The organism is Spirosoma jeollabukense, from assembly GCF_054777855.1.
On record NZ_BAAHAD010000006.1, the window covers coordinates 314,224 to 332,105 of the forward strand.

The 17,882-nt window shown below is 44.2% G+C and carries 12 protein-coding genes; 4 read left to right on the plus strand and 8 right to left on the minus strand.

All coding sequences use genetic code 11. The features are described 5' to 3' along the window. Window positions 1-57 precede the first annotated feature (57 nt). Together ACYVEA_RS22620 and ACYVEA_RS22625 are read right to left on the minus strand one after the other, a co-directional pair. Window positions 58-366: a hypothetical protein gene (locus tag ACYVEA_RS22620; protein ID WP_461115712.1), complete on the minus strand. Its 309-nt coding sequence runs from the start codon at window positions 364-366 to the stop codon at window positions 58-60. A gap of 673 nt (window positions 367-1,039) precedes the next feature. Beyond that, complete coding sequence (locus ACYVEA_RS22625; RefSeq protein ID WP_461115713.1) at window positions 1,040-1,483, minus strand: hypothetical protein; 444 nt, start codon at window positions 1,481-1,483, stop codon at window positions 1,040-1,042. A 628-nt stretch (window positions 1,484-2,111) separates the two neighbouring features. Between ACYVEA_RS22625 and ACYVEA_RS22630 the strand changes: the two genes are divergently transcribed. Then, on the plus strand, window positions 2,112-2,789 hold the full coding sequence (locus tag ACYVEA_RS22630) for a TetR/AcrR family transcriptional regulator (RefSeq protein ID WP_093825556.1): 678 nt from the start codon (window positions 2,112-2,114) through the stop codon (window positions 2,787-2,789). 73 nt (window positions 2,790-2,862) lie between these two features. On the opposite strand, the gene ACYVEA_RS22635 is transcribed toward ACYVEA_RS22630, so the two are convergent. Next, entirely contained in the window at window positions 2,863-4,908 is a 2,046-nt protein-coding gene (locus ACYVEA_RS22635; RefSeq protein WP_461115714.1) for a glycosyl hydrolase family 95 catalytic domain-containing protein, read from the minus strand. A 268-nt stretch (window positions 4,909-5,176) separates the two neighbouring features. On the opposite strand from ACYVEA_RS22635, the gene ACYVEA_RS22640 reads away from it, so the two are divergent. Genes ACYVEA_RS22640 through ACYVEA_RS22650 form a run of 3 tightly spaced genes read left to right on the plus strand, consistent with a single transcriptional unit; the run spans window position 5,177 to window position 7,137 of the window. Continuing rightward, on the plus strand, window positions 5,177-6,034 hold the full coding sequence (locus ACYVEA_RS22640) for an alpha/beta fold hydrolase (protein ID WP_461115715.1): 858 nt from the start codon (window positions 5,177-5,179) through the stop codon (window positions 6,032-6,034). Window positions 6,035-6,047: 13 nt separating this feature from the next. Then, window positions 6,048-6,542, plus strand: coding sequence for an RNA polymerase sigma factor (locus ACYVEA_RS22645; protein ID WP_461115716.1), 495 nt, complete (start codon window positions 6,048-6,050; stop codon window positions 6,540-6,542). Next, entirely contained in the window at window positions 6,529-7,137 is a 609-nt protein-coding gene (locus ACYVEA_RS22650) for a hypothetical protein (RefSeq protein ID WP_461115717.1), read from the plus strand. Before ACYVEA_RS22645 ends, ACYVEA_RS22650 begins: the two co-directional genes overlap by 14 nt. On the opposite strand, the gene ACYVEA_RS22655 is transcribed toward ACYVEA_RS22650, so the two are convergent. From ACYVEA_RS22655 to ACYVEA_RS22675, 5 genes are all read right to left on the minus strand, one after another. Beyond that, window positions 7,134-7,808, minus strand: a complete 675-nt coding sequence (locus ACYVEA_RS22655; RefSeq protein WP_461115718.1) for a hypothetical protein — start codon at window positions 7,806-7,808, stop codon at window positions 7,134-7,136. The two genes, ACYVEA_RS22650 and ACYVEA_RS22655, sit on opposite strands and share 4 nt — an antisense overlap. Window positions 7,809-7,902: 94 nt before the next feature. Further along, window positions 7,903-9,258: a vanadium-dependent haloperoxidase gene (locus ACYVEA_RS22660; protein WP_461115719.1), complete on the minus strand. Its 1,356-nt coding sequence runs from the start codon at window positions 9,256-9,258 to the stop codon at window positions 7,903-7,905. Window positions 9,259-9,363: 105 nt separating this feature from the next. Then, a complete protein-coding gene (locus ACYVEA_RS22665) occupies window positions 9,364-12,723 on the minus strand; it encodes a VCBS repeat-containing protein (RefSeq protein ID WP_461115720.1) in 3,360 nt (1,119 codons plus the stop codon). Between the two features lie 23 nt (window positions 12,724-12,746). Continuing rightward, the gene (locus ACYVEA_RS22670) at window positions 12,747-16,106 is read right to left on the minus strand and encodes a VCBS repeat-containing protein (RefSeq protein WP_461115721.1); all 3,360 of its coding nucleotides are present in this window, start codon (window positions 16,104-16,106) and stop codon (window positions 12,747-12,749) included. 187 nt (window positions 16,107-16,293) lie between these two features. Then, window positions 16,294-17,859, minus strand: coding sequence for a RagB/SusD family nutrient uptake outer membrane protein (locus tag ACYVEA_RS22675; protein WP_461115722.1), 1,566 nt, complete (start codon window positions 17,857-17,859; stop codon window positions 16,294-16,296). Between the last annotated feature and the right edge of the window lie 23 nt (window positions 17,860-17,882).

Consider the following 17,882-nt stretch of genomic DNA (forward strand, 5'->3'; position numbering starts at 1 on the left):
TGTACGTTTGAGCTATTCTTCTTCAGTTGGCAACGTATGGCGCTCCCTCAGTTTCAACTAATTTGAATGGTATTTTTTATTGGCTTTAACGCCCACGCTGACCAATACACCACTTACAATTGACTTAATCCAGTAGCCTAAAATAAACTTCTTCTGATCCCTATCGTAGAAGATGCGTGCTTCCTGTTGATTCTTTTTGTGCAGGCCTTTTCTTCTTGCGCAGGGCCTTGCCAGCCAAGGATTTTCAAATTTTACCGTCAACGAACGTCGGGTAGTACCCCTATGACCAAGCAACCGAAGTTTTAAATCCATATCACCGATCGAATCCACATCAAACGGTATTTTGATTCCAGAGATTAACTGCATAGGCATCAGCTTACGCGGCAGGACGGCTGGTCCGGCAATCGTTTACCACGCGAACGTAGCATCCTCCTGTTTCTTTGCATATAACGAGGCAACCTACACATCAACTATGGTTTGTACTCGTTGTTTCCGGCCTTCTCTAGTGATTAAATTTACACGAGCTTGGCTCACATTAGATCATGTAGGACAAGATTCAGTGGAGCAGAAAACGCTTTGACTGGACTCACCGACTGTTGTTTCACGGTAGTTCACTCAGAAACCCTTGTTAGTTGAGGGCGCTCTATCCGAATCAAAGTCAGATTACCTTACCCAAATACACACATCAATGGCAACGTAGTCCACAGTTTTATTTGTATTATAAAACTAGTTCGACTTTACCTCTGATTGCGTATATGTTACCGGATAGATTGATTCCGCGTTAGAAAACTCCAAAAAAATAGGGGCTCTGTTCCGTTCAACAGATTTAATAAGGCTCTATCCCTAGTATTAGAAATAGTAGAACCGGGGTCATAAGGCCCCGTCTATAATATGATGACTAATAGTTTGAATCATAAGCAATAGCTTCCTGGAAACTAAGTTTAATAAATAAAAATAAGACAGCAGCATGTAGTATCTAAGCTGATTCTAAACAGAGTAACTGTTTTGGCGATTAACTTCAGTTATCGACCAATGTTCTTTAAATAAGTTCTTTAAGGCCGGGGATATTGTAGAGGGCAAGCGTTAAAACAACTCCCCATATCAGGGAGAAGATGACCATCCACGTAATGATTTTAACAGGAGCAATCTTGAACGATGTAGCAATCAGTGTTCCCCCAATCGGTGTAAAGAGGAGCGGGGTTAGACAGGCAATACCAGCCATACCAAATTTGCGATATACCTGCACCGCTCGGCGACTACTTTTGGTAAAACGTCTAGGTGTCGATTTTCTGAATTTTTGCCAGCTATCCATTATTACTTTGCCTAAGAAAGTGAATATGACAACACTGGCCATCATACCGATGAAAGTACAAAGCGCTGTTTCCCACCAAGTTAACTTTAGAGCTATACCTGCTAACGGGCCAAGCACAAACTTAAGCATTGAAGGAAGAATAACAGAAATGTACTTGCCATAGTCATTCATAGCCAGAAAATAAATTTGATAATGGCGATAGTTCCATTTTATCTCTAACAAAAAACCTGCTTAAAAGCTTTTATAATAGTTCTTGTATCGAGAAGGAAGCGAATAGATTAAAAATGCACCTTAACACCAAATTTAATATGTTCAATAAGAAATTAGTCGAATTGTAAATTTTAGCTCGTAGTTTGGTAGCATTGATAGAAAAGGAATGTATAAAGGCTAATCGTCTTATAAAACCTGCCTATTTCTTCGCATGCTTAAAATAGATTTATATACTACCTGTCTAAAAATAGCTGGAAATAAGTGACTAATAAAGATGCTAGTTTTTCTTATTTTCTAACTATTTACTTACATATACTATCCAAACAGTAAGTTTCACAAACATATTTGGATAAATACCTCATTATAAGTAACTTTAGCCACACAAATCAAGTCCATATAGCGTTATTAGTACGTTTGACAAGTACCTGATTCGCTTAGATGAACTGACAGTGTAGTTACCTATTAATTTATTAGTAATCAAAGTGCGATATATTAATTAAAAAGTGTTCACTAAAGTGACTTTCAGCGATAATCATAGTCAAAGGAACAACGCGTATTTAAATTACAAATAATAAAGCACATCGCTATTATGGAGAAAGATGAAAAAGTCAGGCGAAACCGCGCAAAAACCACGCAACGGATTGTCGAAGCATTAGAAGAAGTAATTGCAGAACGTGGCTTGGAGGGTGTTGGTGTCAATCGCGTGGCCGAAAAAGCGGATGTAAGTAAAGTATTGATTTACCGGTATTTTGGTGGTATGGAAGGCCTGCTGGAATATTATGTAAAAATGGGTAAGCTATTTCCTGTCTTCACCCCTGCACTGTTAGATCAGATTCGCCCGTTACACGAATCTGATGTAGCCCGCATATGGTATCGGCAGGTTATTCAGACCTATCGGTATTTCCGTACGTTCAAGACCGCCCGCGAAGTGCTTAAAGCAAGCGTTATTGAAAATGACTCTATTGCCGAAACAACAGCCCGGGCGCAGGATGAAGAAATGACGCGTTTAGTCCGCCAGCTTTCTTTCGTAAAAGGAGCCGATACCGAAGCTATTTCAGCAGTGATACTTGGTGCAATGACCTATCTGACCATCATGGCTCAGAATGATCGCACCATGATTAGTATTGACTTAAGAAGTGAAGAAGGCTGGGAGCGCATTGAAAATGCAGTCAAGGCCATTTATATTTCATTAAACAAGATGGCAATTAGCTCAAAAGATGTTGAACTGGAACTCCAATCGGCTCATTTGCCAATTGCACAATGGTAAAATTTAAAAGCAGTTTACAATAGCTTCTCAACTAACGAACTAGTTTGGAGCAACCTATTGTAAACTGCTTTTTTTACTGAACCTGAAGCGTTTTTACCTCAGTTCCAACTCCTTTAATTGTTAACGACTTCCACTTCTTTGGCAGTTTCGTTTTAAGTTGTATAATGCCGCTGTCGGTAAACTCTATACCACCAAAACCATTCAAAACGGCTTGTAACATGCCGCCCGCCCCTGTAGCAAAGTAAGGATTCGTTCCACCTGCTGTTTCAGCCAATACCCTAAAAGGCGGTACTTCATTTGGCTTATAACTCTTCACAAACCAGTCATACGCTTTCTCCGGCTCTCCTAGCCGCGCATGCAACGTCGATAATACTGACCAGCCCATCGCTGGGCCTTCTGGCGAATAGCGGGGTTCGTAATAGCTTAAATCTTTCTTTACAGCTGCTTCGTCCGCTACAATATGGAGCGGATAGGCCAGCAGATTAACGTCGGCTTGCTTGATCATCACGCCATCATACGTACGATTTTCTTTCGTCACGCCATCTGGGAATTTCAATATTGGAATATTGTCTGCCACAAGTTTCCAATCAGGGTTAGCCGTTATGCCTAACTCCTGAGCGGCCTGTGTGGCATACGACAAAACCGTTTTAGCCATCCCGTTTGTGAACGCATTATCGTCAATATTTTCCTGCCATTCATTGGCACCAATGACATTGTTGATGTGATACTTTCCGGCACCTTCCCGCTCTACACGGCTCGTCCAGAAATCCGCCACTTCTTTCAGCATTGGGTAACCGCGTGTGCGCAACCATTCCTTGTCTTTCGTAACCTGATAGTACTTCCAGAACGACCACCCAACACAGCCAGAAATATGTTGCTGGAATGGACCCGTCAAAGCCCAGACAGGTGTCGCTTCCTGCCCATCGGCATCTGACTCCCAAGGAAACATTACGCCCTTATAGCCATGACTAAATGCATTTTGCCGAGCCATTTGCATCCGTTCGAATCGGTATTCGAGCATGGATTTAGCAATTTCAGGCTTAAGGGCTAAAATGGGCGGATACATCCACAATTCAGTATCCCAGAAAACGTGACCATTATAGCCAAGGCCTGACAAACCCATCGGCGACAAACTGTAGCCCGTACCTTCGCGAACAAATGAATAAAGATGGTATAAGGCTGAACGAACAGCCTGTTGTGCATCGACGTCACCGTCGATAATAATGTCGCTCTGCCAAAGCTTACTCCATTCAGCATTATGTCGCACCAAGAGACGTTCGATACGTTCGAGCGCAGCAAAAAGTGTTAGTCGCTCGGCTTCGTTCTGTGGATCAGCAGTATGAGCCGTCGACGATACTGAGCCGACCACACTAAAGCGGTAGGTTTCGCCAGCTTTCAGCCGTTTCTTAAACTTAGCCAAGTGCATGTTGTAATCCCAATCCTCATGAATCACATCGGGCTCCTGACCATGTGGTTCCTCAAAAATAAAACTCGTGGAAGCCGCTACCGTATGCCGTCCAGTTGGACTTTTCGCAACAGAGGTCAACAAACGAATCGTCACGTGCGCGCGATCTATCTCCGAATAGAAATTCTTAACTTCTTTCAGATTTTCGGGTGTTTCGATAACACTCATTGGACTGATTTCGCAGTCTTTTTTAGCCGTGATCTCAACCATTGTCAGTTCGGAAAAGGGCAGATGACGCAGTGCCATTATTGTCTGCCGAACACTGACTTTATCAGTATAATCGAACGTAGTGGTCAGCGCTGCTTTTTGCATATCAAGTACTTGGCGGTAGTTGGCAATATTTTTGGGGCCAATACGCTGTCCATCTACCTCAAGATTCATGTTAGCAAAGTTGAACACTTTCAGAATATTTGAGACGCGGCCACGACCATACGTATCAAATGCCCCATTTAGTACCACGTCTTTTACCTTCATTGGCTCAGACGAAGAAACCAGACCGATCATGCCATTGGCAACAGTGATGCCATAATAATTTGCGGGGTTAATAGTCTGGGCAACAATCTGCCAGGCAGCCTTGTCGGTTTGAGCGGAAACAGGAACCGCATGCCAGCCAGAAAGTAGCAGACAAGCAAACAACACGTACTTTCTATTCATAAATATTCCATAGGTTAAATAAAGACTAAAAATAATACCATTATTCTTAGTAACCCAATTCCTAAGACTCGTTGCTTACAAGTGCCTCTATAGTAAAGCATATCCATTCAATGATTAGGTAGTTGCAAAGAAGGATTAGACTGTTTTATAAAATTTATATCTACCGATGTAACAATCTGCCGCGTATGGTTTCCAATGATTGAAACTCGCTACTCGATCGCGACGACGCAGTCATACTAGTTCACTCATTAAACCATTATCTGCTGTTATGAAAAGGTCCCTATTGTTCATACCACTCTTTGTTAGCGCCCATTTTCTGATTGCGCAGCCGACATCGTTTAGTGTAACCATTACGGGTAAGGGCCAGTCGATTATTCTAATTCCAGGTTATTCGTGCAGTGGCAATGTCTGGCATGAAACCGTTGCCCATTTAAGTGATCATTATCAATGCCATGTGTTGACACTACCAGGTTTTGCAGGTGTAGAGCCTATCAGGACCCCAATACTACAGACGGTTCGCGACGAAATTATCCGGTACATTAAGGAAAAACATCTGGGAAAGCCTATCCTGATGGGCCATAGCCTTGGTGCGTTTATGAGCCTCTGGGTTGCCAGTACAGAACCAGCCCTGATCAGCAAACTTATTTGCGTAGATGGCGTACCGTTTATTTCGGCCATGACTAATCCAGCGATCAAAGCCGATTCACTGCGAAAAAGCCCGGTTTACAATCCTGACGTAGTAGCTCAGAATTTCGTAAACCTACCAACCGTCAATTACGAAGCTAACATGACCAAATCTATGCTCACGCAGGTAAGTGACTCATCGCGGGCACGTCAGATAGCACACTGGTCGGCCTTGAGCGACCGTAGAACACTCGGTTATACACTCGTAGAAATGAGTACAACGGATCTACGTAGCGACATTGCCGCCATTAAGTCGCCAACGCTGGTGCTGGGCAGTTTATACTTTACTAGTGAAGTAACAACCGAACGTATTTTGAATGAACAGTACAAACAGTTACAAAACAAGACGATAGCAGTGGCTCATACCAAGCACTTTATCATGTACGACAATCCAACGTGGTTTTATCAGCAGATAGATCAATTCCTGAACGGATCTAATTGATTGACAGGAACGCATGACATCGCTCCCAGACTTTGACTCGCTTTATCAAACCTATTATCCGAAAGTCCTGAAACTCTGCCTGGGCTATACCGGCGACTATCCGCAGGCACAGGATCTGGCTCAGGAGACTTTTGTGAAGGTTTGGCAGAACGTATCAACTTTTAAGGGTGAGTCATTGGTAAGCACGTGGTTATATCGGATAGCGGTCAATACGTGCCTGAATCATTTACGAACAGTGAAAAAACGACCAACCGATTCTCTGCAGACATCTCATGCCGAACGGATCGCTGATGAAACCAGTGAATTAGATCAACAAATCAGCTTATTACATCTCTGTATCAGTAAACTTGCCGAAACTGACCGGCTTATTATCATGCTCGTGTTAGACGATACGACTTATTCAGAGATTGCGCAGATTGTAGGTATTTCGGAGGGCAACTTACGGGTAAAAATTCACCGCATCAAGCAACAACTAACTGATATCTACCACCATCATGGACGACTTTGAGCAACTCAAACACGTATGGCAGCAACAGGCAGTCCCAGCAAGCATGCCTGACGTGGATGAGCTAAAAAAAAGCAATGCCAATACGCAGCGAAAGCTGGAACGATTGCAGTTATTATCGGCTAGTACGTTACTGCTTACATCTGCTTTCATTATCTGGATAGGCTTTTTCACTAGTATTCATTTCCAGTCAACTCTTACCTACGTAGCAGTTGTGCTCCTGGCATTGATCCCTGCCATTCAGGGAGGCATTAGTCTGGGCGTTTATGTCCGCTTGCGCCGGATTGACGTAGGAGCATCCGTAGCGCAACACCTTGATCAATGGGAGCGGTATTATGCGTTTCGGAAGCAACTAATTCGAATAAATCTGCCGGTTTACTACATCCTCTTAAATGGCGCATTTGGCCTTTATTTCATTGAAATTTTGGGCTATTTCTCGCTAACAGGCCGAATTCTTGCGCTAGTTCCCTACGTTGCCTGGATGATGTATGCTTATTTTGTGTTGGGCAAACGATCGCTTCACAAAGAAAATGAACGCTTAGAATCTATAATTAGCAACTTAAAGATGCTACAGGATCAATTAAATAGAGAAGTTTAACGCCCATGCCGGTGAGGCCGACCAATCCGGACTGGTCGTCCACGACCACGGGAACCTCCTCCCAGTAAGCCGCCGGAGTCCGTTCGCATGATGCCAAAACGCAGGTAGATTCCATAAAAAGTCTTGGAGCTATCTGTTACTTCGTTGCTAAAGTCGTAGTAACCCGTCGTGAGACCAATTCCCAGACGAGGGGCAACCTGCGCAATGATACTGTAGGTCAGTTCAAGCATCAGGCTACCTTGTTTATCGAAAACCCGACCCGCTCCTATGGTCATTTCATTCGCAAAAATGCCGTAATTCGCTACGTCCATGGTGACCCGGCCTTCCAGAAAAAGCGTAGAATCGGGACGTAGTGAATTGCGGCCAAACGCAACGCCCAAATCAATCACATTGAATGATTTACCAATTTCAATGCTCTGCGCAATACGGTCTCGCGGATTTCCCGCTCCCGTATAAATTGAGAAAGGTGTCGTGCGGACATAGATAGGAGCCGCCTTGAAATTAAAAATTGACCGGGACGAGTCTTCAGAAGATCGGCTTATTAAGTAGTAGGACTGAGCAACCTTGTCGGGCTGTTTGTGCGTAGTATCGGTTTTTGCGGTTTGAGCCAATATCTTCAGGCTGACCATCAGCATCATAGCGGGTAGTATCAGACGTATAGGTAGTATCATAGTATAAAAGTTAGAAATAGGTTTACGACTTGCCAGTTACCAAAAAAAATCCCCACTTTTCATAAGCGGGGATTTTTTAACTAGCTTTTAACAACTATCGGCTTGCTAAGCCGGATTTTCGAGAGTGGATTTTTTCAATCACTAATTTGCCAACTTTCTCTCCCTCAATCTGACCATTGACCAGAGCTGACCGGTAGTGAATACCGCCGTAAAGACGACTAATGGAGGCCTCGTCAGCCGCATTTCTAAACGACGAAAACGACCGGACACCATGCCCATACTGAAACTCGGTTGAGTCGGTAAAAGCGATGTTATCACCCATCAGTTCGGTAAGTACGGTAGCGGCTGCCGTCGATATCACACTGTGCCCACTTGGGTACTCGGGGAACGGGGGGGTTTGTAGAAATGGCGTCCATTTGGGATCAATTGATTTATTGATAACAGTTTCAGGCCGGATGGTTTTGCTTCTATATTTTTCGTCCCAGCACGAGATAAAGCCATCACTCAGTGCGAATGAGGTAAGCGCATATGCTTCGACGGTATGCATCATGTCCAGCTTTTTCTGCCGGGCAACAGTCTGGGCAATGGCCAGCCAATGTCCCCCTGGCGTCATTTTTTTGCTTGCGTACATAACGTGTCCCGCTACGTTCATCACAAAAGCGTTATCATCCCAGAAATAGGCGATATCCTGTTTCGTCTTGTCAAGATTTTTACCGGCCTGATAGACTTCATCAAGTTCTTTTTCGTAAGGGCTTCCTTTTACCAGACTGTAGGGAAATGGCCGCGGTGGCATAAATTGATTACACGTATCCATGACCCAGCAACGTAGCTTGTTCCACTGAGGCTCGGCAGCATCCATGTAGGCTGGTGGTGTTGGTACCCAGGTACCTTCCTCATTCGTAACCGTGTGTTTAAAGCCTCGTGTTTGTTTGTAACTATCCTTGGCACCATAATCCAGTACGTGCTTGGCAACCGCTTCACCATACGCCATCGATCGCTCATATACGTCATCAGGAACACCGTCTTTTTTGTATTGCTCATAAAACGGCTTTTCAAATTCATCATAGAAATCGACCGAAAATGTTAACGCACGGGCAACCGTCAGAAAAGCCCGAACACTAGCCAGCGGAAAACAATATTCCTTTCCAGCTTCTGGCTTTGGACTAGCCTGAAATCGCTTCAGTTTACCACCCAGCGACTCATAATTTGGGGCGAAAGGTACCAGAGCCTCATACCCAGCCAGATTGGCATACGAATAAATCCGGCTGGCAACGGGGGGCGAAAAAATGTCGTGAATAATAACCTGCGTCAGTTTATTCAAAGCTGCGTTGTATTTCTCGACATTGGCGGCTTTAGCATTGTATTCGGCAGGTGAAGCAGGTTTCTTGCAACCAGTAGCCATAACCAGCAGAAGAGCTAGAAAATAGCTTAAGCGAAGCGAAGATTTCATAGGATAAGAACCAGATTAAAGAGTAACATACCGACTTACGGTTATCAGTATTTGCAAAATTAGTGGAATTGCAGTACCAACTTAAACCTTAAACGTAAAGCAAGCCTACTTCATGCCTAATGGTTTAAACACCTGCAAACCAGCTCCGTTTCGAGCGACTACGATCAAGGTTCCCTGCGCCGTTTTCACTGGCCGAATGTCACGTATTTCGCCATCAAGCAGGAAACCGCAATCGACTGGTGACAAGGCAGTGAATTGGGCTTGGTTATGCCCTGTTTTATTAACTCCACGTCGGCCATTGTTACGTAGCACCAAGCCATAGCTGGCATCATAACGCCCCTGATACGTACCAACTCCGTATAAATTACCTCCTCCCACTACGTCAAGGTCACCGTCGTGGTCAATATCCATTGCTTGCAGGGCAAACAGTTTTGAAACCTGCGCCAACATAGGTAATTCATGCACAACAAACTTCGGTTCACGGCCACCCTGATTTTCCAGATAAACGGATGCGAACTGGTTAAGCGTAAACTCCTCCGCTCCTTTTAGGTCATCGGATGTAAGCACATCATTCATCGTCTTGCCGGCAAACGATACGTAGTCCGTGAAGCGTTTATTAATAATACTCGGAATTTGCTTACCCAATTCGTCTTTAAAGGCTACTGGATACCATTCTTTTCCACGGTTGTAGGCTATAATTGGCTCCGTACTCTGATTATTATCTACGTCTTTTATCCACATCCGCAACTGCGAATCCGGTGTTTTACGGAATTTGGTATTTGTCCCAAGATTACCCGCCATCAGATCCATATCACCGTCGCTGTCGAAATCGGCAGCGATGATACGTTGATAAAAACCGCTTAACGGCGTATTATTGGATGTAATGGAAGTGACTTCTTCAAATTTACCATTGCTATTCGCAAAAATTCGGATCGGCATCCAGTCGCCAGCCAAAATCAGATCAATGTCTTTATCACCGTCATAATCGGCCCAAACGGCATCGGTAATCATGCCTGCTTTCCGCAGACCGGTAGACAACTTTTCCGTCTGATCTGAAAACTGACCTTTGCCGTTATTGATGAGCAAATAGGAGTTTGGGGATTTCCCATACCCAAACGCCACTACACGACCACCAACGAATAGATCGAGGTCACCGTCGTGATCAATATCGTAGGGGCGAACGCAGCTTTTATTATCAAACATGGGTGGCAGCGCATTTATCGAACGGTTGAAATTGCCCTTCCCATCATTCAAATAAAGACGGTCAAACTGCTCCGTCATTTTTCCGTAGAATTCGTTTCCGCCCGACACTACGTATAAATCCAGATCCTTATCGCCGTCAGCATCGAAGAAAGCTGCGTCTACGTCTTCATACGTTGAATCAATTACAAAGGCGGGTTGAGAGCTGGCTTTGAACGTACCATTTGGTTGTTGTATCAATAAACTCCCCGACTGCCACCTGGCTCCTCCGGCGTACATATCCTCTAAACCATCACCATTCACATCTCCAGTTGCTAAATGAGGACCTTCGGTCGACATTTTGAACGGCATCAAGGATTCCCGGACAAAATCGAAGTACTCACTATTTTCGAGGTGTCTGTAAGGAATTGAATCAACCCTTGTAACGTCCAAGAAAAGTGGTTTCATTGCCGGAACTGTATATGAAAAATGCGTGCCATCAAGTTTAGCGTCAGCCTGTTTGACTACTAGCGACTGATTGGTTTTGACGTTGGTGCGAATCTCCATTTGCTGATTTGGCCAAATAACGATCAGCGAATCGACTACATTTCGCTCGCCAAGACCGAACAATAACTCCGGCGCGACAGATGATTCGAAGCCACGCGTCGGCATCAATTGCTGCATCTGCAAGGAGTCTTTGTATTTAAGAATCACCTTGGCACCCACCCCAAACGTATTAAGCCCATTTCCTTCCAATTTTATTGTCAGGTGCCTGTTGGCGGGAAAAATTACATTGGCATCGTTACGATATAACCCGGCGGGATCATTGACGTTATTCGTAATAAGGTCCAGATCACCATCATTATCGAGGTCAGCGTAGGCAGCTCCGCACGAAAGCGTTGGCGTTGAAAACCCCCAATCCATCGACTTATCCTCAAATTGAAGGCCAGGCGTTCCACGATATAAATAATTATGCACTTTGCCTTCGGGCATAAGCTGGATGGCTTTCTCATCAAGTTTTGATGATGCCCCCAGTTCGTTCTGCAAAGACTCGTTGGAAATGTACTTTACGTAGTCAAGATTATTAGGCCGACGGGCAATACCATTCGCAACGAACAGATCCTTCACGCCATCGTTATCATAATCGGCTAATAGAGGAGACCAGCTCCAGTCGGTTGCAGCAACCCCCGCTAGTACACCGACATCTATAAACCGCTTCCCTGACAAGCTGATTTGCAAACAATTGCGACTATATTGATTCATATAGCCATACGAAAGTTTATATCGATAAATATCTAATGGATCTTCCCCCTGCGAGGACTTTTCAACAGCCTCCTCAGCCGGATACATATCGAGCGTCATTACGTCAGGATAACCATCATTGTTAACATCGGCCACATCGTTTCCCATCGAAAATCGACTGGTATGCGCAAACGCCTGTCGAATACTTTCGGTGAAACCACCTTTGTGATTGTTAACGTAGTAGTAATCGTCTTCGTGAAAATCGTTCGAAACGTAGAGGTCCTCCCAACCATCGTTATTCAGATCGGCTACAGATATCCCCAGCCCATAGCCCATAGCCGCCCCAAAGATGCCCGCCTTCTCACTTACATCCGTAAACTTGCCCCCATCATTTCGAAACAAGTAATCACCCGATTCGCGATCGCGATTGTTCCGGGTTGAAACTTGGTCGAAACTACGTGAGGTATGAACGGCATGATTGAGCAGGAAACAATCAAGGTCACCATCATGATCGTAGTCGAAGAAGGCTGCCTGAGTCGAGAAACCAGCAAAGGCCAGCCCATACTCGGCTGCCCGTTCGGTAAAGGTTGGTACTCCATTGGCATCTGGACCATTGTTAATGTATAATTCGTTGGTACCTGTAAGTCCTCTGAATTTACTGACCGCACACACGTATATATCGAGTTGACTATCGCCATTTACATCGGCCATCGTCACGCCAGTCTGCCAGTTTGCTAAACCTAACACCCCTGCTTTCACCGTTACGTCGGTGAAGGTGAACTTACCTTTGTTGAGGTATAATTTGTTCGGCCCTTGATTTGAGATAAAATAAAGATCTGTCAGGCCATCGTTGTTGAGATCACCAGCCGCCACGCCCCCCCCATTGTAAAAATACAGGTAATCTAAAATGGATAAGCTGTCAGTATTATGTAGCTGATTATTAAAGCCCACACCCGTTTGCGTCGAATCCAGTGACTCAAATAATGATTTCTCCGTCGATGGTAATGTACTCTGCGAACAGCCTGCCAGTAAGCTTATACTCATGCTAAAAAGAGTAAGCAATTTCCTCATGGCTTACCCCCTTTTGTGACCCTAAAAATCTGCGCCTTGTCATTATTCTTAGCCAGCACAATAAATTGCTTTCCATTCGCCCCACGAACGGGCAGCATCCTACGCACTTGACCGTGCACAAAAAAACCAGTCTGCGAAGGTTTCGTTGCGACAAAATCACCCTTGCCGTTTCCAGTAAGCAGTAAACCATAGTTGGCATCATAACGACCTACTTCGGTCAATACGTCAAAGAAGTTACCAGCCAATAGAATATCCATTTTCCCATCTTTATTGTAATCGTCTGTCAGGATCGCATGGATAGGTGAGGTCTGTGCCTGAACCGGTAATGCTTTCATCGTAAAATTGCCTTTACCATCATTGATTAGCACGGATGTTTCGGCTGTTTGTACGGTTTTGACACTCATGCCCTCCCGCTGTTGCGGAGAGAAAATATCCTCAAAACTGGCTTTAGCGTAATCAGTATGCTTAATATATTTGGTTTTAATAGATGGAATACGCTTTTGTAAATCAGGTTTCTGTACCATTACACATTCGCGGGGCTCCCCGTCAGAACCCGGTCTAAAACATGTAATTATTTGATCATATCCCCCATTGTGATCAAAATCATTGCTATAGAGATGAGCGGGCTCTTTCACCGTTGCTACCATACGACTATTCAGACCAAGGTTCCCAACCACGAAGTCGGTATCACCATCGTTATCAAGATCAGTAGCCCGAATGGCATTCCACCAACCACCCGTATTGGCAAGCGTCTCGTTATCAATACGTTCAAATCCTTTCCCCTGCTTATTTTTCAGAATCGTAATAGGCATCCAGTCACCTACCAGTATCAAATCAGGATATCGGTCGTTGTCTATATCCGCCCATACAGCATCGGTTACCATGCCAATATCTTTCGAAAATGGCATGAGTTCTTTGGTCGCCTTACGGAAATTGCCTCTGCCATCATTGACCAGGATTAATTGATCGGGATTCTGGCCGTATTGTCCTGAAATCATTCGTCCACCAACAAACAGATCCTGGTCACCGTCTAAATCAAAATCAGCAGCGATCACGCATGAGTTATTTTCCAAGCTACGGGGCATGGTTCTGTCCCAGGTAAAATTCCCCTTGCCATCATTGCGGTAAAGCCGGTCTGCCAGATACGTTAGGTCTTCAAATTCATTGCCGCCGGTGGCAATGTACAGATCAAGATCTTTATCACCATCTGCATCAAAAAACGTAGCTCCTATGTCTTCGGTATAATTGGCATCCAGTAAAAATGGTTGCTTTTGCAAACTGAACGTACCATCAGATTTCTGAACATATAATGAGCGCGGCATGTTAGCTGCTCCGCCTAAAAATACATCTTCCAAGCCGTCACCATTAACGTCGCCTACAGCCAGTGCAGGCCCCTCACGAGATAGCATTTGCTTCAATAACCCATCACGGTTGTAATCGACAAATTCATTTTCTTTGTGTACATAATCCAGTTTCGTTGCTCCTGTCACATCTTCAAATACACGGTTAACGGCCATTGTAGGCGCAACGAATATCGCCATCTGATTAGCATTTTTGTAATCCAATGTTAGGGTTGTATTGGCTTTAGGGTGCCATATAACCTGTTTCTTGTCATCAGGCCAGATCACGACCAACGAGTCAGTTCTGGGATTTTCATCTAGCCCGAATATCATTGTCAAATCCACGGAGGACTCGAATCCTCGATTGGGCATCTGCTGTAAATACTGAATTTGTGGTTTCCCATCCATTCCTTTTTGATGAATATATACTTTAGCACCAATAGCATTCAGGTTGTGCCCGTAGCCGTTGAGTTTTACCCGAAGAAAATTCTTGTGTTTTTTCTCGACGGATGTGTTTTTGAAGATCGATACGGGTGAGTTATTATTATTGACCACCAGGTCTAAATCGCCATCATTATCCAGATCACCATATGCTGAACCATTCGAAAACGAGGGGTCACCCAAGCCCCATTCAGCCGCTTTATTTTCATATTTCATGCCATCGCCCATATTCCGGAACGCATAGTTTGGCAATGGGCTGGAACCCATTTTATCGACGTATTCTTTATAATCAAATTTCTTGGTGCCCTCTATCATCGATCGCAAGTCTGGATTGTCGGCCAGAAACGCTACGTAATCCTGATCGGTAAGGTCTTTTAGAATGCCATTCGCCACGAAAATGTCTTTCTTACCATCCATATCCATATCGAAGAGTAAGGCCCCCCAACTCCAGTCGGTGGCTGACGTACCAGCCATTCTCCCGATTTCAGAGAAGGTTCCATCGCCATTGTTGAGGTGTAGCATATTTCGGGAATCCTGATAGAAAAAATCCCGCGATTCTTTTAATTGTCCCAGCTCGTAGCTTTCAAAAGCGGTCGTTGTTTTCAGACGGTAGTCATCGTCCGGCAGCATATCTGTTACAAAAATATCAAGGTTCCCATCATTGTTCACATCGGCAATATCAGCTCCCATTGATGCCAGACTGATATGCCCCATTTCGTTCTCAATATCTTCTTTAAACGTACCATCCTTCTGATTGATGTACAGATAGTCCCGTTCGTAGAAATCATTGGATATATAAATATCCAGCCAATTATCGTTATTGACATCACCAATAGTAATACCCAATCCGAACCCAATTAAACTACCATAAATCCCAGCCTGCGCACTAACATCCGTAAATGACTTATCTGGTCCTTCGTTTCGAAACAATTTGTGTCCACCTAATTTATCCCGAATGTTACGCATGTTTTCGTACCCTAGGCGATCCATCGGTGTGAAGCTGTTATTGAGCAGATACATGTCCAGATCACCATCCCGGTCGTAATCAAAAAAGGCAGCGTGAGTCGAGAAGCCACCATCCCATAGGCCATAATCTTTAGCCTTTTCGACAAACGTAGGAAGTCCACTTTTGACTCCCTGATTAATATATAATTGATTTCCACGCTCGTCGCGGCTTCCTGAGTTACAGACGTATATATCCATTAATCCGTCACCATTAACATCAGCAAACGTGACACCTGTTGACCAGAATTTTTTACCAACAATCCCTGCTTTTTGAGTTACGTCCTCAAACTTCATCCCGCCTTTGTTTAGATAAAGTTTATTCTCCTCAAAATTGGATGTTAGAAAGAGATCAGGAAGACCATCATTATTGACATCACCAATAGCGACACCACCACCGTTATAGAAATTCCGGTAATTAAATATGTTAAAGTTCTTCTTATCCAGACTCCGGTTTATAAAGTCAACTCCGGTTTCTGTGGCAGGCAAGTTCTCAAATAATGTATCAGTATTTTTATGGCACGATAGCAGTCCACACAGACTGATAGCCAACAGGCCAAATTTCTTTATCATTCGTTACGTGTAATTAATTCAGCAGGTGGTATATACTCTAAATTTCCAGCAATAGTAGCTACTTAAATATCTCCTTTTGGCTACTATGTATTAATTCCTATTTGACTTATAAGACCCCCTCTAGTAGGTAGAAAACAAACAGCAGCCCATTTAGAGCTGCTGTTTATAACTGGTACAGAAAACAAAATTAGTAGCCAGGGTTTTGCTTCAGATTTGGATTACTATCAACAGCCCGTTGCGGAATTGGGAATAATACTTTCGTATCAGCTGATTTAATAGGCCGGTTATCAACTGGATCGAGAAATGTACCAAAGCGAATTTGGTCATTCCGGCGCCAGCCTTCCCAATAAAGTTCAAAGCCACGCTCGGCTAAAATAGCCTTGGCATCGATTGGCGTCTTAGCAGTAACACCACGCGTTGTACGCAGATTGTTTACAATTTTCTCCGCCGTCTCACCCATGGGGTCCGTGCCACCACGTAAAATTGCTTCAGCTTTCATCAATAGCAAATCAGCATAACGGAAGAAAACGTAGTCGTTAGCTGGATTATCTAAGAAGCCGGGTTGGGGAGCGTATTTTACAACCCGTATGCCCTTTGCTTCCAGAGCATACGATAGATTAACATCTGGCGTAAAGATTAGTGGATTTCCACTACGATCTTTTAAGGGCGCTCCTTTTTCATCATACTGCTGACCAATCTGGAATCCAACTCGTACACCAATTTTATCTGTTACACCTGGGAGAGCTTTACCTATTCGCTCATCAGCTTTATCGAAACTATTATAAAAATCGGCTAATGTTGTGAAACCATTCCAGCTACTAGGCTGCTGGTTATAGTGCATCGTCATATAATAACGGTTTCGCACATTACCTGGCTGAGAAGCATTATCGTTAGCAATGACATAAATATTCTCTTTAGCAAGCGCCGAGTTATCAGGAGAGAACATGTTAAAGTAATCTCCTTTTGGTTGCAGCGAGAATTTGCCGGATGCAATAACTGTATTACAAGCAGCAATGACGGCATCCATATCAGCTTTTGCAAATGTGAATGGCCCAGCTGGTGTTGCTGCTGGTTGTGTATAAACTGCTTTATTAAGCAACACTTTGGCTAACAGAAACTGAGCGGCCTCCTTAGTTGCTTTATTGTTAGTAGTAGCCGTTACACTTGGCAGATTCGGTATAGCCGCGGTCAAATCGGCAACAATATAATCGGTAGCTGCCGAACGACTGAGCACTTTCGGGTTTGCATCAGCAGCGTCTGTTACTTCACGAACGGGAACCTGACCATATAAATCAACAACATAGAACATGAAGAATGCCCGCAAAAATTGTGCTTGCGCTTTAATAGCGGCATCGCTACCAGCCACTGAGATGGTCTGTGTAGCCTTGAAAGCTCCACTGTTCAGATTGTCCCAGGCATTGTTAATTTCGGTGTGCACAGGTGTCCATGTATGCTGGTGCAGTTTCCGCCAGGTACCGAAGTCATCCCAGTCCGTTCCTCTAGTAGGACCTTGCATTTCGTCGGTTGGATGCTCTTCCATTGCATAAGCTCCACCCTGTCCATTAGCGATGCTATTAAGAGCTGAAACAGCTCCCTGCAACGAACTAGCTGGGTCAATCGGAACTGAAGTAGTACTAGCCGTCTCCGAAGATAGTTTCCCCAGAACAGTGTCGTCTAGTTTAGAGCAACCCGCCGTACCAAGCAACAGCGTGGCACTCAACAGCGAGATTGTTTGATATTTAGTAAAATCCATGAATCGTATTGTTAAATGGTTTT

What these genes read in the sequence shown, in the direction of transcription:
- ACYVEA_RS22625 (WP_461115713.1), bottom strand. Translation starts at nt 1,483, where the DNA reads ATGAATGACTATGGCAAGTACATTTCTGTTATTCTTCCTTCAATGCTT.
- ACYVEA_RS22620 (WP_461115712.1), bottom strand. Translation starts at nt 366, where the DNA reads ATGCAGTTAATCTCTGGAATCAAAATACCGTTTGATGTGGATTCGATC.
- ACYVEA_RS22630 (WP_093825556.1), top strand. Translation starts at nt 2,112, where the DNA reads ATGGAGAAAGATGAAAAAGTCAGGCGAAACCGCGCAAAAACCACGCAA.
- ACYVEA_RS22655 (WP_461115718.1), bottom strand. Translation starts at nt 7,808, where the DNA reads ATGATACTACCTATACGTCTGATACTACCCGCTATGATGCTGATGGTC.
- ACYVEA_RS22640 (WP_461115715.1), top strand. Translation starts at nt 5,177, where the DNA reads ATGAAAAGGTCCCTATTGTTCATACCACTCTTTGTTAGCGCCCATTTT.
- ACYVEA_RS22635 (WP_461115714.1), bottom strand. Translation starts at nt 4,908, where the DNA reads ATGAATAGAAAGTACGTGTTGTTTGCTTGTCTGCTACTTTCTGGCTGG.
- ACYVEA_RS22675 (WP_461115722.1), bottom strand. Translation starts at nt 17,859, where the DNA reads ATGGATTTTACTAAATATCAAACAATCTCGCTGTTGAGTGCCACGCTG.
- ACYVEA_RS22660 (WP_461115719.1), bottom strand. Translation starts at nt 9,258, where the DNA reads ATGAAATCTTCGCTTCGCTTAAGCTATTTTCTAGCTCTTCTGCTGGTT.
- ACYVEA_RS22665 (WP_461115720.1), bottom strand. Translation starts at nt 12,723, where the DNA reads ATGAGTATAAGCTTACTGGCAGGCTGTTCGCAGAGTACATTACCATCG.
- ACYVEA_RS22650 (WP_461115717.1), top strand. Translation starts at nt 6,529, where the DNA reads ATGGACGACTTTGAGCAACTCAAACACGTATGGCAGCAACAGGCAGTC.
- ACYVEA_RS22645 (WP_461115716.1), top strand. Translation starts at nt 6,048, where the DNA reads ATGACATCGCTCCCAGACTTTGACTCGCTTTATCAAACCTATTATCCG.
- ACYVEA_RS22670 (WP_461115721.1), bottom strand. Translation starts at nt 16,106, where the DNA reads ATGATAAAGAAATTTGGCCTGTTGGCTATCAGTCTGTGTGGACTGCTA.